At 68.2% G+C, this 15,605-nt stretch carries 12 protein-coding genes; 9 read left to right on the forward strand and 3 right to left on the reverse strand.

Features of this window, described 5'->3' with window-relative positions:
* The first annotated feature begins 65 nt into the window (after nt 1-65).
* The gene (locus WDJ57_RS06325) at nt 66-1,040 is read left to right on the forward strand and encodes a replication factor C small subunit (RefSeq protein ID WP_338904883.1); all 975 of its coding nucleotides are present in this window, start codon (nt 66-68) and stop codon (nt 1,038-1,040) included.
* Between the two features lie 114 nt (nt 1,041-1,154).
* A complete protein-coding gene (gene alaS, locus WDJ57_RS06330) occupies nt 1,155-3,935 on the forward strand; it encodes an alanine--tRNA ligase (RefSeq protein WP_338904884.1) in 2,781 nt (926 codons plus the stop codon).
* 6 nt (nt 3,936-3,941) lie between these two features.
* On the opposite strand, the gene WDJ57_RS06335 is transcribed toward alaS, so the two are convergent.
* Nucleotides 3,942-4,694, reverse strand: coding sequence for a DICT sensory domain-containing protein (locus WDJ57_RS06335; RefSeq protein WP_338904885.1), 753 nt, complete (start codon nt 4,692-4,694; stop codon nt 3,942-3,944).
* Between the two features lie 96 nt (nt 4,695-4,790).
* Here WDJ57_RS06335 and WDJ57_RS06340 point away from each other — a divergent pair, with 96 nt between their 5' ends.
* Nucleotides 4,791-5,570 carry an alpha/beta fold hydrolase gene (locus WDJ57_RS06340; RefSeq protein ID WP_338904886.1) on the forward strand — a complete coding sequence of 260 codons (780 nt, stop codon included), beginning with the start codon at nt 4,791-4,793 and terminating at the stop codon, nt 5,568-5,570.
* 1 nt (nt 5,571) lies between these two features.
* On the opposite strand, the gene WDJ57_RS06345 is transcribed toward WDJ57_RS06340, so the two are convergent.
* The gene (locus WDJ57_RS06345; protein ID WP_338904888.1) at nt 5,572-5,826 is read right to left on the reverse strand and encodes a hypothetical protein; all 255 of its coding nucleotides are present in this window, start codon (nt 5,824-5,826) and stop codon (nt 5,572-5,574) included.
* Between the two features lie 323 nt (nt 5,827-6,149).
* Between WDJ57_RS06345 and WDJ57_RS06350 the strand changes: the two genes are divergently transcribed.
* The 4 genes from WDJ57_RS06350 to WDJ57_RS06365 all read left to right on the forward strand — a co-directional run bounded on the left by WDJ57_RS06350 (nt 6,150) and on the right by WDJ57_RS06365 (nt 11,079).
* Complete coding sequence (locus tag WDJ57_RS06350; RefSeq protein ID WP_338904889.1) at nt 6,150-7,715, forward strand: AMP-binding protein; 1,566 nt, start codon at nt 6,150-6,152, stop codon at nt 7,713-7,715.
* Nucleotides 7,716-7,787: 72 nt separating this feature from the next.
* Entirely contained in the window at nt 7,788-8,813 is a 1,026-nt protein-coding gene (locus WDJ57_RS06355) for a 3-oxoacyl-ACP synthase (RefSeq protein ID WP_338904891.1), read from the forward strand.
* 65 nt (nt 8,814-8,878) lie between these two features.
* On the forward strand, nt 8,879-9,592 hold the full coding sequence (locus tag WDJ57_RS06360; RefSeq protein WP_338904892.1) for a type 1 glutamine amidotransferase: 714 nt from the start codon (nt 8,879-8,881) through the stop codon (nt 9,590-9,592).
* Nucleotides 9,593-9,807: 215 nt separating this feature from the next.
* Nucleotides 9,808-11,079 carry a glycoside hydrolase family 1 protein gene (locus WDJ57_RS06365; RefSeq protein ID WP_338904894.1) on the forward strand — a complete coding sequence of 424 codons (1,272 nt, stop codon included), beginning with the start codon at nt 9,808-9,810 and terminating at the stop codon, nt 11,077-11,079.
* Here the strand turns inward: WDJ57_RS06365 and WDJ57_RS06370 are convergent.
* Nucleotides 11,070-11,537 carry a cupin domain-containing protein gene (locus WDJ57_RS06370; RefSeq protein ID WP_338904895.1) on the reverse strand — a complete coding sequence of 156 codons (468 nt, stop codon included), beginning with the start codon at nt 11,535-11,537 and terminating at the stop codon, nt 11,070-11,072. The two genes, WDJ57_RS06365 and WDJ57_RS06370, sit on opposite strands and share 10 nt — an antisense overlap.
* Nucleotides 11,538-11,697: 160 nt before the next feature.
* Between WDJ57_RS06370 and acs the strand changes: the two genes are divergently transcribed.
* Both acs and WDJ57_RS06380 read left to right on the forward strand, forming a co-directional pair.
* Nucleotides 11,698-13,656: an acetate--CoA ligase gene (gene acs, locus WDJ57_RS06375; RefSeq protein WP_338904896.1), complete on the forward strand. Its 1,959-nt coding sequence runs from the start codon at nt 11,698-11,700 to the stop codon at nt 13,654-13,656.
* A gap of 146 nt (nt 13,657-13,802) precedes the next feature.
* Complete coding sequence (locus WDJ57_RS06380) at nt 13,803-15,533, forward strand: bacterio-opsin activator domain-containing protein (RefSeq protein ID WP_338904898.1); 1,731 nt, start codon at nt 13,803-13,805, stop codon at nt 15,531-15,533.
* The last annotated feature ends 72 nt before the right edge of the window (nt 15,534-15,605 follow it).

A 15,605-nucleotide genomic window follows, 5' to 3' on the forward strand; every position in this document is an offset into this window, starting at 1 on the left:
GTGCGAGTGCCCCGCGGGCATCGGCACTCGGGGGGTTTATGCCGGCCCCGCCACTCCCCACGTGCATGAGCGAGGCCGAGCAGACGGGGACCGGTCGCGAGGAAATCTGGCTGGAGAAGTATCGGCCGCAGACGTTCGACGAGATCGTGGGTCAGGAGACTATCGTCGAGCGACTCCGGAGTTACGTCGAGCGCCGCGACCTGCCCCACATGTTGTTCGCAGGGCCGGCCGGCGTCGGGAAGACCACCGCAAGTGTCACAATTGCTAGAGAACTCTACGGCGAGAACTGGGAGGAACACTTCCTCGAACTCAACGCCTCCGACGAGCGCGGCATCGACGTGGTCCGGGACCGCATCAAGTCGTTCGCGCGCACCTCCTTCGGCGGCGTCGACTACCGCATCATATTCCTCGACGAGGCCGACGCCCTCACGTCTGACGCCCAGTCAGCACTCCGCCGGACGATGGAGCAGTTCTCGAACAACGTCCGCTTCATCCTCTCGTGTAACTACTCCTCGCAGATCATCGACCCCATCCAGTCCCGCTGTGCGGTCTTCCGGTTCTCGCCGCTGGCCGACGAGGCCGTCGCCGAACAGGTCCGGACGATCGCCGCCAGGGAGGACATCGAGGTGACAGACGACGGCGTCGAGGCGTTAGTCTACGCGGCCGACGGTGACATGCGCAAGGCCATCAACGGGCTCCAGGCCGCCGCCGTCACCGGCAGCGTCGTCGACGAGGAGGCCGTCTTCGAGATTACGTCGACCGCCAGGCCCGAGGAGATACGGGAGATGGTGACGCTGGCGCTTTCCGGCGATTTCACGGCCGCGCGCTCGCGGCTGGACCAGCTCGTCACCGAGGAGGGCATCGCCGGCGGCGACATCATCGACCAACTGCACCGCTCGGTCTGGGAGTTCGACCTGGAGGACGAGGCGGCGGTGCGCCTGCTCGACCGCATCGGCGAGGCGGATTACCGCATCACCGCGGGAGCCAACGAACGCATCCAGCTAGAGGCGCTGCTGGCGTCGCTGGCGCTGGACGAGTAGGCACACTCGCGGCGGTGTGACAGGCGCGAGTCACGGGACGGCAGCGGGGTGAGAGGACTTGTGTCGCGCGTTCGGAACAGTTTTACGCGCTGGTAGGCCACCCTAGGGCAACGAATGAGCGACCTCGAGGAGGAGTATCAACTCGACTACTTCGACGAGAACGGGTTCCACCGACTGACGTGTGAGTCGTGTGGCGCCCACTTCTGGACGCGCGACGAGACGCGCTCGACCTGCGGTGAGCCTCCCTGCGACACCTACGAGTTCATCGACAACCCCGGCTTCGACGAGGCGTACACCCTCGAAGAGATGCGGGAGGCGTTCCTCTCGTACTTCGAGGAACGGGACCACACCCGGGTCGACCCGTATCCCGTCGCCGCCAACCGCTGGCGCGACGACGTGTTGTTGACCCAGGCATCGATTTACGACTTCCAGCCGCTGGTGACCTCCGGCGAGACGCCGCCGCCGGCGAACCCGCTGTGTATCAGCCAGCCCTGCATCCGGATGCAGGACATCGACAACGTGGGCAAGACCGGACGGCACACGATGGCCTTCGAGATGATGGCCCACCACGCCTTCAACGCCCGCGAGGACGTCGAAGACGAGTACGCCTACGAGGGCGAGGTGTACTGGAAGGACAAGACCGTGCAGTACTGCGACGAACTGCTGGAGGAACTCGGCGCGGACCTCGACGAGGTCACCTACATCGAGGACCCGTGGGTCGGCGGCGGCAACGCCGGGCCGGCCTTCGAGGTCATCTACCGCGGCGCGGAACTGGCGACGCTTGTGTTCATGTCGCTGGAGCAGGACCCCGACGGCGAGTTCGAGATGAAAGACGGGAATAGCTACTCGCGGATGGACACCTACGTCGTCGACACCGGCTACGGCCTGGAGCGGTGGACCTGGATGAGCCAGGGGACGCCGACCATCTACGAGGCGGTCTACCCAGAGATGATAGCGTTCTTGAAGGAAAACGCCGGCGTCGAACACACCGACGAGGAGGCCGCCATCGTCCACGACGCCGCACGGCTGTCGGGCAACCTCGACATCGACGACGTCGACGACGTGGAGGCCGCCCGCGGCGACATCGCGGACGAACTCGGCGTCGACGTCGACTACCTGCGGGAACTGGTCGAGCCGCTGGAGACCATCTACGCCATCGCCGACCACTGCCGGACGCTGGCGTACATGCTCGGCGACGGCATCGTCCCCTCGAACGTCGGCACGGGCTATCTCACGCGGATGGTCCTGCGCCGGACCAAGCGCCTGGTCGACACCATCGGGCTGGACGCCCCGCTGGACGAACTGGTCGACATGCAGGCCGAGCGCCTCAGCTACGAGAACCGCGACACCATCCGCGACGTGGTCCGGACGGAGGTCGAGAAGTACCGCGAGACGCTGGAACGGGGCGGACGGAAGGTCGAGTCCCTGGCCGAGGAGTACGCCAGCCGCGACGAGCCAATCCCGACAGCGGAACTCATCGAACTCTACGACTCCCACGGCATCCAGCCGGACATGGTCGAGGAGATAGCCGCCGACTACGGGGCGACCGTCGACGTCCCCGACGACTTCTACGCGCTCGTCGCGGACCGCCACAGCGGCGAGACGGCGGGAGAGGAGGAGGAGACGGAGGGCGTCGACACGGAGCGAATCACCGGCCTGCCAGCGACCGAACGGCTCTACTACGAGGACCAGTCCCGGATGGAGTTCGAGGCGATGGTGCTGGAAGTGTTCGAGCGCGAGGACGGCTACGACGTGGTGCTCGACCAGTCCATGTTCTACCCGGAGGGCGGTGGTCAGCCCGCCGACCACGGGACGCTCTCGGCGGAGGACGTCACCTGCGAGGTGACCGACGTCCAGCGCGTCGGCGACGTCATCCTGCACCGCACCGACAAGGACCCCGGGACCGGCGAGTTCGTCCGCGGACAGATAAACGCGACGCGACGCCGGCAGTTGATGCGCCACCACACCGCCACGCACATCGTCGGCCACGCGGCGCGGCAGGTGCTCGGCGACCACGTCCGGCAGGCCGGCGCGCAGAAACACACCGGCAGCGCCCGACTGGACATCAAACACTACCAGTCCATCACCCGCGAGCAGGTCAGGGAGATAGAGCACGTCGCCAACGAGGTGGTCATGGACAACACCCCCGTCACCCAGGAGTGGGTCGACCGGAACGAGGCCGAGGCCGACTACGGCTTCGACATCTACCAGGGGGGCATCCCGACGGGCGAGCAGATACGGCTCATCCACGCCGCCCGTGACACCCAGGCCTGTGGCGGCACGCACGTCTCACGGACCGGCGACATCGGGGCCATCAAACTGCTCGGGACCGAGCGCATCCAGGACGGCGTCATCCGCCTGAGCTACGCGGCCGGCGACGCCGCCATCGACGCGACCCAGCGCACCGAGGACGCCCTCTACGAGGCCGCCGGCGTGCTCGACGTCAGCCCCGAGGAAGTGCCCGAGACAGCGGCCCGGTTCTTCGACGAGTGGAAGGAACGCGGCAAACAAATCGAGAGCCTGAAAGAAGAACTGGCAGAGGTCCGCGCCAGCGGGGGCGGGGCCGGCGAGGAGATAGACCTCGACGGGACGACGGCGGTCGTCCAGCGACTCGACGCAGACATGGACGAACTCCGGGCGACGGCGAACGCGCTCGTCGAGGAGGGGAAACTGGCCGTCATCGGCTCCGGTGCCGACGGCGCGAAGTTCGTCGTCGCGGTCCCCGACGGCGTCGCCGTCAACGCCGGTGAAGTGGTCGGCGAACTCGCCGGTCGCGTCGGCGGTGGCGGCGGCGGCCCGCCGGACTTCGCACAGGGTGGTGGCCCCGACGCCGACAGCCTGGACGACGCGCTGGCGGACGCGCCCGACATCCTCCGGCAGGTTCAAAACGCCTGACTGCGGTCAGTTCTCGACGTACGTTTCCTTCAGGTAGTCCAGGACCTCGTCGACGATAGCCGGCTGGAACGTCCAGAAGCCCTCGTACTCGTTGGGCCCGGTCTCGACACAGACCAGCGCGGCCTTTCGCTCGTCCCGGCCGTCGCCGTCGTGGACGACGAACCACGCCTCGGGAATCTCGCCGTCGGTCGCCGCGTGGACGTACATGCTCTCCGGCGGGGCGTCCCAGTCGGGGATGCCGTAGACGTGGACGTCGACGTCGGTGTCGACGAGTTGCCGGTAGGCCGCGTCCGTGCCGCGCTCGTCGTGGATGCGCGACAGTTCCTGGAAACCCGAGTGCAGGACCCCCCCGCCGGTCTCCAGGGCCATCCGCTCGACGTGGCGCGAGATGTGGATGAGCAGGAACTTGCTCTTGCCCGAGACGGTGAAGGTCGTGTCGTCCATGTTGGCGACGACGTCCGAGGTCTCGACCTCGGCGAGCGGGCGGGTGCCGGTGATGTACAGGTCCGAGTTGACGAGCAACAGCTGGTCGCGGACCTCGTCGAGCGTCGACGTGGCGACTGCCAGGCCTTCCTCGTCCTGCAGCATGAGGACGTTCCCCGGTGCCGCCGGCTCCGTGCCCCCCTCCCTGACGTCGACGTGCTCGGAGTCGAACATCTTCTCCAGCAGGTTCACCACCGGGTCGTACTCCTCCCGGTTGAGGACCGTCAGCGTGTGCTGACGGGAATCGACGTCGTCGATGATGTCCGCGAGCGTCATTGGGTCGGGTTGGTCCCAGACTCCCAAAAACCGTGTGGCTCGGTTATCGAACCTGGAAACGCCAGGGTTTCGGCAGCCGCCACCGAAGGCGGGGACATGCCGACGGCGACACGCGAGGGCGTCACGCTCCACTACGAGACAGACGGCGACGGCGAGACGGTGGCGTTCGTCTCCGACGTGGGCTACGGCGCGTGGCTGTGGGGCTGGCAACACGGGGCCGTCGCCGGCCCGCGCGAGGCGCTGGTGTGGGACCTCCGCGGGACCGGTCGCTCGGACGCCCCACCCGGTCCGTACGACGTGGACGCCCTCGCCGCGGACTTCGAGGCCGTCCTCGCAGACGCTGGCGTCCAGCGGACCCACGTCGTCGGGGCGGGCCTGGGCGGGATGGTCGCGCTCCGGTACGCCCGCGAGTACGACCGGGCGCGGACGCTGACGGTGTTCGGGACGGCGGCCAGCGGCGACGCCGTCGACGGGGCGGCGCTGCGGGCGCTGCACCCCGACGACGGGAGCGGCCTCGACGACTCGCTCGACGGGGCCGTTACCCCGGCGTTCCGCGAGGCCCGGCCGGACCTCGTCGAGCAGATTCGGGAGTGGCGACGCGAGGAGGACGCAGTCGGTGCAGCCCTCGACGCCCAGATGGCGGCGATGACAGGGTTCGAGGCCGGCCCGCTGTACGAGCTATCGCTGCCGGCGCTGGTCTGTCACGGCGTCGACGACCCGGTGGTCCCGGCGTCGGCGGGCGAGAGCCTGGCCGAGGACCTGCCCCGCGGACGCTACGAACCGGTCGAGGGTCGCCACCTCTGTTTCGTGGAACACTCGCGAGCGGTCACCGAGCGCCTCCTCGAACAGTTAGACGAGTACGGCGACGGTGAGTGACTCAGTCGTCCGCGCTGGCCTCTTCGTCCCCGCGGCCCGGAGTGAACACGCCAGCGAGCGGCGTCCCCTCCAGGACCTTTTCGAGAGTAAAGTCGTCAGTCGAGCGGTCGGCGTCGAGCACCGTGTCGACTGTCTCCGGTAACCGGCCCCTGACCTCCGCGACCGTGTCCGGGAGGTCCGCGGCCGTCGATTCCCCGATGTCCCCTGCGCCCTCGTCGAGTGACTGCCTGAGTCCAGTCGGCTCTCCGTCGTCCATGGTTCGTGCCAGACGCGTACCGCCGTCCCGACAAAACGCTTGTCAATTCCACCTCAGTTTATCACACCGGTGTGCCATCTCAGTTTATCACGCCGGTGTGGTCACTGGGGGCACGCGGCGGGGGGAGAGTCGGTGGCACGCGGCGGGGACAGCGACGGGAAATCACTGGAGGGCCAAACGTTTTTGCCGGCGGGTCTGTACCGCCGTGTGTCAGACTCGCACTCGGACGGCGGCCCGGCCTGTACCGGGCCGTTGCGACCACCGCCCTGGTGGGGCCCTCCCCGCTGCGGACGGTCCGAGACGACGGCGACAGGTGACCACAGATGACGGTACACACCCACGGAGCGCGACCGTACGGCTGGGTCGGGGCGATAAGCGAGCGACGGGCCGAACTGTCACCCGACCGGGTCGGCCTGGTCGACGCCGACACGGGCGCGGAGTACACGTACAGCGACCTCGACGAGCGGGCGAACCGCGCCGCACGCCTCCTCCGCGAACGCGGCGTCGAGAAGGGCGACCGCGTCGCGGCCGTCGCCCGGAACCGGCCCGAACTGGTGGACCTCTACTTCGCGACGGCGAAGGTTGGCGCGGTCCTCGCGCCGCTGTCCCACCGGCTCTCGTCCCGGGAAATCACGGAGATGCTCGACGACGTCGAACCGGCGATGCTCGTCGTCGAGGCACCCTTCGAGGAGGCGGTCGGCGAGGCGCTCGCCAGTGAGGACCGCGAGTTCGCGGTGCCGCCGGTGGTCGGCCTCGCGGACGACGGCGACGTCGCGGACCACGACTGGGACCGCTACGAGGACGCAGTGCCCGACGACGACTCCCCGGTCGAGACGGCCGACCTCGCGCTGTCGGACCCGCACCTCTTTCTCCACACCGGCGGGTCGACCGGTCTGCCCAAAGAGGTCGTCCAGACCCACGGCGGCATCATGTGGAACGCGTTCAACACCATCCTCTCCTGGGGGCTCCGGCCCGACGACGTGACCCCGATGGTGTTCCCGATGTTCCACACCGGCGGCTGGAACGTCCTGACCATCCCCTTCTTCCACCTCGGCGGGACGGTCATCATCTCGCGGGACTTCGACGCCCGCCAGGTGCTCGACCTCATCGAGGCGTACGACGCCTCCGTGCTCGTCGCGGTGCCCGCCGTCCTCCGCTTCATGGTCCAGGACGACCGCTGGGAGGAGACCGACCTCTCGTCGCTGCGCTTCGCCAAGAGCGGCGGCGGCCCCTGCCGCGACGCCATCATCGAGGCCTGGAGCGACCGCGGCATCGACCTCTCGCAGGGCTACGGCCTCACCGAGTGCGGCCCGAACAACTTCGCGATGCCCGACGACTTCCCCCGGGAAAAGACCGACAGCATCGGCATGCCGGCGCTGTACGTCGACGCTCGCGTCGTCGACGAGGATGGCACAGCGGTCGACCGGGACGAAGTCGGCGAACTCGAACTCGCCAGCCCGCACGCCGGCGACCGCTACTGGCGCAATGAGGAGGAGACCGACGAGGTGTTCGGGGAGGGGTGGGTTGCGACCGGTGACCTGGCCCGCGTCGACGAGGACGGCTACTACTACATCGAGGGTCGCAAGAAGAACATGTTCGTCTCCGGCGGCGAGAACGTCTACCCGCCGGAGATAGAGGGCGTCATTACCGACCACCCCAAGGTCGAGGAGGCAATCGTCGTGCCGGTGCCCGACGAGACGTGGGGCGAGGTCGGTAAAGCGGTCATCGAGGGCGACGACTCGCTGACGCTGGAGGAGTTGCAGGCGTTCATGGAGGGGCGGATTGCGAAGTTCAAGATTCCCAAGCACATCGCGTTCATCGAGGAGATGCCGACGAGCGGGCCGTCGAAGATAGACCGGCAGGCCATCGAGGAGGAGTACGGCGGGTAGGGTCTGGGAGTCACCGGCGAAAAATCGTGAAGGATGGGAAGCTTCTTTCCCCGGGGGCGTCCACGCCGTGGTATGACTACCGTCGGACTGACCGGCTACGGGCGGTACACGCCCGACGAGGTGGTGACGGGCGAGGAAATCGCCGAGCACAGCGGCATTCCCGAGGAGATCGTCACGGAGAAGATGGGGATGCGCGAGAAGCGGGTCTGTCCGCCCGACGACGACCACTGCACGGACATGTCCATCGCCGCCGGCGAGGAGGCGCTGGCCGGGGCCGGCGTCGCCGCCGAGGACCTCGACCTGGTGCTGTACCACGGCAGCGAGTACAAGGACTTCGTAGTGTGGTCGGCCGCGGCCAACGTCGCCGAACGAATCGGCGCGGACGAGGCCTACGCGACGGAGAGCTACACGCTGTGTGCCGGCTGTCCAATCGCCATGCGACAGGTCCGTGCACAGATGATAGCCGAGGACGTCGAGACGGCGCTCGTGGTGACCGCATCCCGCGAGGAGGACCTGCTCGACTACGAGAACGCCGACTCCTCCTTCATGTTCAACTTCGGCAGCGGTGCGGCGGCGTACGTGATGGAGGCCGACCCCGACGAGGACCGCACGCTCGCCCGGGTCCACGGCAGCGGCGCGATTACCGACGGGTCGTTCTCCGAGGACGTCGTGATGCCGGCCGGGGGGTCGCGCAATCCGGCCTCCCACGACACCGTCGAACAGGACCTGCACTACCTGGACGTGCCCGACCCCGACGGGATGAAAGAGCGCATCGCGCCGGTGTCGCTGCCGAACTACCTCTCGGTGGCCGACGAGGCCCTGTCGAAGTCTGGCTTCGAGCGCGACGACCTGGACTTCGTGGCCGTGACGCACATGAAGCGGTCCTTCCATCACACCCTGCTGGAGGAGTTGGGTGTCGACCCCGAGACGGACGGCTACTACCTCGACGAGTACGGCCACATGCAGAGCGTCGACCAGATATTCGCACTCGACGAGGGACTGGAACGGGGCCGGGTCGACGCCGGCGACGTCGTGCTCTTTCTCGCCGCCGGCACCGGTTACACGTGGTCGGCGACGGTGCTGGAGTGGCTGGGCTGAGAGAGACCGGCAACGCTGACCGACGATACGCACGTTTTTACGGGTCGAGGCGGTACGTGTGGCCGATGAGCCGACTGCGCATCGCCCTGCTGAACGCAGCCCACGACCCCGAGGACACCCGCCGGAACTTCCGGCGCGAACTGGACGCCGACCTCGTGGAGTTTCACTGTCCCTCGCGGGACCTCCCCGAGACCTTCCAGTTCGACGCCTGCGTCGTCACCGGGTCCCGGGCCTCGGTCTACTGGGACGAGCCCTGGATTGGCGAGTTGAAGTCCTGGGTGGGCGATGCCATCGAGACCGGCCTGCCGATGCTCGGCGTCTGTTACGGCCACCAGTTGCTGGCGGACGTCCTTGGCGGGTCGGTCGAGGACATGGGGGAGTACGAAATCGGTTACCGGAGCGTCGAACACGACGGCGAGAACGACCTGCTCGCCGGCGTCGACGGCGATTTCACCGTCTTCACGACCCACTCCGACCGCGTGACCGAGGCCCCGCCGGGCGCGACGGTGTTCGCCCGCAACGACTACGGCATCCACGGCTTCCGGAAGGGCCACGTCTTCAGCGTGCAGTTCCACCCCGAGTACGACATGGAGACCGCCGAGACGGTGACGACCGGCAAGGACCTGCCCGACGAGCGCATCCAGCGGGTCCTCGACGGCATCACCGCCGAGAACTACGACGCCGCCTGCGAGGCCAAGCAACTGTTCGACAACTTTACCGACTACGTCCGCCGGCACGCCCGCGACGGCGACGCGTCGGCCGTCAGCGCCGACGACTGAACCCCGGCCCGCCCGGGACCGCATTCTGGAGTACCACCTGTCGCTGCCGCCTTGCGCCGGCAGATACCTACGACGGAACTATCCGGCGTTCGGCCCGGCCGCAAAGGAAATACGCCTTCAGCCCCATCGTACACAACGTCAGAGCACATGCAGGGCCGCCCAGTTCACAGACAGCCACAGCGACCACCAGTCCGCCCCGTCGGAGGTGCGCGCAGATGACGTTTCTCTGGGGTGCCTCCATCTCCTCCCACCAGGTCGAGGGGGGCGTCGAGAACGACTGGACCCGCTGGGAACGTCGCAACGCCGACGAGTGGGCGCAACCGGGCCTGCTCGGCCGGGCCAGGCGAGCGCTCGGACAGGCGAACCCGCCGTCGGCCGCCGCAGACCCGTCGAACTACATCTCCGGGCAGGCGACGGACCACTTCAACCGCTACGAGGAGGACGCCGACCTCGCGGCGGAGATGGGGCTGAACGCCCTGCGGTTCTCGCTGGAGTGGTCGCGCCTGCAACCGACCGAGGGAGAACTGGACGCCGACGCCGTCGCCCACTACCGCGAGAAGATTCGGGCGCTGCGCGACCGGGGCATCGAACCCGTCGTGACGGTGTGGCACTACGCGCACCCCCAGTGGTTCGTCGACGACTACGGCTGGCACCACTCCCTCGCGCCGGCGAAGTTCCACGACTACGCACGGCGCGTCCACGACGCGCTGGGCGACCTGGTGACCTACTGGATAACCATGAACGAGCCGTCGGCGTACGTCCGTGCCTCGTACGTCTTCGGCGGGTTCCCGCCGGCGCAGACGAAGCTGTGGCAGGCACCGCGAGCCTGGCGGAACCTCGTCCGCGGCCACCGCCGCGCCTTCGACGCGTTGCACACCACCGACAACCTCGTCGGCGTCTCGCTGGCCGCCGGGTCGTTCGAACCCTACACCGACAACGCCCTCAACAGGAAACTCGCCTGGCTGCTGCGGTACGTCGAACACGACGGCTTCCTGCAGGCACTGTTGCCGGACCTCGACTTCATCGGCATCAACTACTACGTCGAGTACGAGGTGGACGTGCTCGGTCGGAACCTCCTGAACGGGTCGAAGCCGCGCTCGGACATGGGCTGGCCGCTCTCGCCGAGCGGGCTGGAGGCGCTGTGTACCCGCCTCGCCGCGTACGACCTCCCTTTACTCGTGACCGAGCACGGCCTGGCCGACAGCGACGACGAACACCGCGGGTGGTACATCCGCGAGTCCATCGAGGCCATCGAGCGGGCGCGGGCGGCCGGTGCGCCCGTCAACGGCTACCTCCACTGGTCGCTGACGGATAACTTCGAGTGGGACAAGGGCTTCTGGCCGCGCTTCGGCCTGGCGGCCGTCGACTACGACGACCACACCCGGACGCTGCGCGACAGCACATCCGTCTACGCAGACATCATCGACTCCCGTGACTGGGACGCGACCTGGCAGCCCAGCGGGAACGGGGCGACCGCTCAGGAGTGACGCACCGTCTCGGCACCGCACACCTCGCAGATTGCGACGAGCGCGTCGCGGTCCTCGGTGGCCTCTATGCGGACTTCCCGGCGCTCGCCACACTCCGGGCACTCCCGGAGAATCTCCGTCTCACCCGTCTCCGCAGGGGCACCGATGGCGAGTGCGACGACGCGCTCGTCGCCAGCGTTGCGCCCCAGTTGCCACTCGCCGGGCGCGAAGCGGATGGCTTCGCCGGCCCCGACGGTCACGTCCCCCTCCTCGGTCTCGAAGGTGGCTTCGCCCTCCAGGACGTAGAACAGCTCCTCCTGCTCGGCGTGGCGGTGGTAGCCGAAGCCGAAGGTCTCGCCGGGGGCGAGTTCGTAGTGGTTCAGTGCGAGGTGTTCCGCCCCGAGCGCCTTCGAGACGGACCGCTTGCTGCTCGCGGGGCTCATCCAGCTGTCGATGTCGTCGATTCGGGTCCGCTCCATGTGACAGACGTGCATCCGGGGCCGGATATGCTGTTCGTTGTCAGGGCTCGACCGCCTCGGCGAGTGCCAGCGGGCCAGGCGAGAGTGGATACGAATGGTCCAGTTGCTGAGAAAGGTGAGAAAGTTTATCCGCTAAAGCGCGTTGAGTCACAAAGGAGAGATGCCGGACGGGAACGAGCCGGAGCTGGACACGTACCAGCCTGCTGACGAGCGATTGACGCCACCGGAGTCGTTCGTCGACCAGGCCAACGTCGCCGACCCGGCGGTCTACGACGAGTTCACCGACCCGGACGCCTGGGCGCGCGCAGCCGACATGCTGGAGTGGGACGAGGAGTACGACACCGTCCTCGCCGGCGAGAGCGAACCCCTGCGGTGGTTCGACGGCGGCCGGCTCAACGCCGCCTACAACTGCGTCGACCGCCACCTGGACGAGCGCAAGAACCAGCGCGCGCTGGTCTGGGAGGGGCGACTCGGCGAACGGCGCACCTACACCTACCTCGAACTCTACCAGGAGGTCAACGAGTTCGCGGCCGCCCTCCGGAGCCTCGGGGTCGAGGAGGACGACGTGGTGACCATCTACATGCCGATGATTCCCGAGTTGCCAATCGCCATGCTGGCGTGTGCCCGCATCGGCGCACCCCACTCGGTCGTCTTCGCGGGCTTCTCGGCGGACGCACTCGCCACCCGGATGAACGCTGCCGACTCCGAATACCTCGTCACCTGCGACGGCTACTACCGCCGCGGCGACGCCGTCTCGCTGAAGAACAAGGCCGACACGGCCTGCGTCACCGTCGACGAGGACGTGACCACGGTGGTCGTCGACCGCCTCGACGGCTTCGAGTACACGCTGGGCGAGGACGAGTACGAGTACGGTCCCCTCGTCGAGGACCACCGCCGGGAGCGGGTCACACCGGTCGCCCGCGACGCCACGGACGACCTCTTTCGCATCTACACCTCCGGCACGACCGGCGAACCCAAGGGGGTGACCCACACGACGGGGGGGTACCTCTCCTACGCCACCTGGACATCTCATGCGGTGCTGGACATCAAGCCCGCGGATACCTACTGGTGCTCGGCCGACATCGGCTGGATTACCGGCCACTCCTACATCGTCTACGGCCCGCTCGCGCTCGGGACGACCACCGTCATGTACGAGGGCGCGCCGGACCACCCGGAGAAGAACAGGCTCTGGGAGATAATCGAGCGCCAGGCCGTCGACGTGTTCTACACCGCGCCCACCGCGGTCCGCGCGTTCATGAAGTGGGGCGAGGAGTACCCCGAGCAACACGACCTCTCCAGCCTCCGCCTGCTGGGCACGGTGGGCGAACCAATCAATCCCCGCGCCTGGAAGTGGTACTACGAACACATCGGGAACGGGGAGTGTCCAATCGTCGACACCTGGTGGCAGACCGAGACCGGCGGGATTCTCGTGTCGACGCTGCCGGCGGTCAAAGACATGAAGCCGGGGGCGGCCGGGCCGCCGCTGCCAGGCGTCGGCGCGACCATCATCGACGGCGACGGCGACGAGGTGGCGGCCGGCGAGGGCGGCTACCTGGTCATCGACCAGCCCTGGCCGGGGATGCCCCAGGAACTCTGCGAGGGGCGGGACTGGGTCGAGCGCGTCACCGAGGCGGCGCCGCCGCTCGACTCCTTCGACTGGGCCTACCCGACCGAGGACGGCGCACTCGCCGACGACGACGGCTACATCACGATTCTCGGCCGCGTCGACGACGTCATCAACGTCTCCGGCCACCGCTTCGGGACGATGGAGATCGAATCCGCCATCGTCGGCGTCGAGGGCGTCGCGGAGGCGGCCGTCGTCAGCGGCACCGACGAGGTGCGCAGCGACTCCGTTTACGCCTACGTCAGCACGACGGCCGAGTGCGGCGACGAGGACCGCCTCCGCGAGGCTATCATCGACGCCGTCACCGACGAGGTGGGGACGGTTGCCCGCCCGAAGGCAGTGGTGTTCACGCCGGACCTGCCGAAGACGCGCTCGGGCAAAATCATGCGCCGCCTGCTGGAGGACATCGCCAACGGCGAGGACCTGGGCGACCTGAGCGCGCTGCGCAACCCCGAAGTCGTCGGCGAGATAGAGTCGGCCGTCGACCCCGACTGAACGAGGTGTTTCGGTTCTCGCAGAGATTGCGAATCGGGTAGTCCGCCCCAGTGCGCCCGGAAAACCCGCAGGGACGCGAGGTGCTCGGCTCTGACCGGGGGCAAAATCTATATACACGGTTTCGCATATTCAACGTAGTTCGAAATATGAGCGAGGCCGCCGAGGACATTCGGCTGACCGAGCGCGAGTACGAGCAGTTGCGGCAGTCGACGGAGACCTACCGCGAGGAACTGCTCGTGCGCCTGTGCGGCGAGGTCGGCCTCCGGGCGGCCGAGATTCCGCGCGTGACGCCGGCGGACGTCACGAGCCAGGGCGGGGAGGGGCGGACGCAGTACTTCCTGGAGGTCCACGAGAGCGACGGCGGGACCCGCGAGACGTACCTGCCCTCGCGGGTCGCCCACGACTTCTGGCAGTACGTGAGGAGCAACGACATCGACACGACGGAGCCGGTCATCGACGTCTCGACCCGCCGGGTCCAGATGCTGGTCCGCGAGGTCGGCGAGCGCGCCGCCGACTGGACCGGCCGGCCGAGCCTCCAGTCGGTGACTCCCTCTGTCCTCCGGCGCTATTTCGCCCGCCAACTGCTCGTCGAGCAGGGCGTGGACCCACGCATCGTCACCGCCGTCGGCGGCTGGGAGGGCGTCGACGGGCTGTTGCCGGCGCTGGACGAGCCCACCCGCGACGAGATTGCCGCGGCGTTCGAGGGGCTGAGCGAGCCACAGGAGACCGTCAGCCGCTCGGGACGGCTCGGCGGCGTCGTCGCGACGATGGACTGCGTGGGGGAGGCGCTGTCGGCGGCCGGGTCGCGGGAGGAAATCGAGTCGGCGGTGTGTGCCACGCTGGTCGCGGACGACACGTACACCGCGGCGTGGATGACCGAGCGCGAGCGCCAGCGCGACCGCATCGTCGTCCGCGACCACGCGGGCGACGACCCCGACCGGTTCTCGGGAGCCGGCAACACCACAATCGTCAAGCAGGCGCTCCAGACCGACCGGGTGCTGGTCGCGCCGGACCACCCGCGGCCGGGAGCCGACGAACGGGGGCTGCTGGCGGCGGTCCCCGTCGTCCACGGGGAGACTAACTACGGGGCGCTCGTCGTCCGGGCCGAGGGACGCGGGGGCTTCGACGACCCCGAGCGGACCGTGCTGGCCGACCTCGGGCGGCGCATCGGGCTGACGATAACCGCCACGGAGCGCCGGCAACTCCTGCTCGGGGACACCGTCGTCGCCCTGACGCTGCGGTACACCGACCGGGAGGCGGTGCTGGTCGACCTCGCGGCGACGCTCGGCTGTGCCGTCGACCTGGAGGGCGTCGTGGCGGCCGACGCCCACTCGCTGCTGTGCTTTCTCACGGTCGAGGGCGTCTCGGGGGACACGGTGCTGGGCTGGGTCTCCGAGACCGACCGCATCGGCGACGCCAGGCTCATCCGCGGCTACGAGGACGGCGCGCTCCTGGAGGTGATCGTGCAGTGTGGCTCCCCGATGCTGGCGCTGACCGAGCGGGGCGGAACGGTCACCGAGCTAACCGTCGAGGGAGCGTCCGCCGAGGTCGTCGCGGAGTTCGCGCCCAACGTCGGAGTGCGCGCGCTCGTGGACGAACTCAGCCGGCAGTACCCGTCGATGTCGCTGCGGAGCAAACAGGAGGTGACGCCGACCGAGCAGACGCCGACCGGGTTCCGCGAATCGATGGACGAGCGGCTCACCGACAAGCAGCAGTCGGTGTTACGAGCCGCCTACCACGCGGGCTACTTCGAGTGGCCCCGCGGGTCGACCGCCGAGGAACTGGCCGAGTCGATGGACATCTCCTCGCCGACGCTGCACAACCACCTCAGACGCGCCCAGCAGAAACTCCTCGGCGTCGCGTTTGATGAGGAGTAGTTGCCACTTGCGTATGTCACCCATGTCAACCGCTACCACTAGATGTCTAGGGTAGGGTGTGCCCGACGATCT

Source organism: Salinibaculum sp. SYNS191 (genome assembly GCF_037338445.1).
In the GTDB taxonomy this organism is placed as follows: Archaea; Halobacteriota; Halobacteria; order Halobacteriales; family Haloarculaceae; genus Salinibaculum; species Salinibaculum marinum.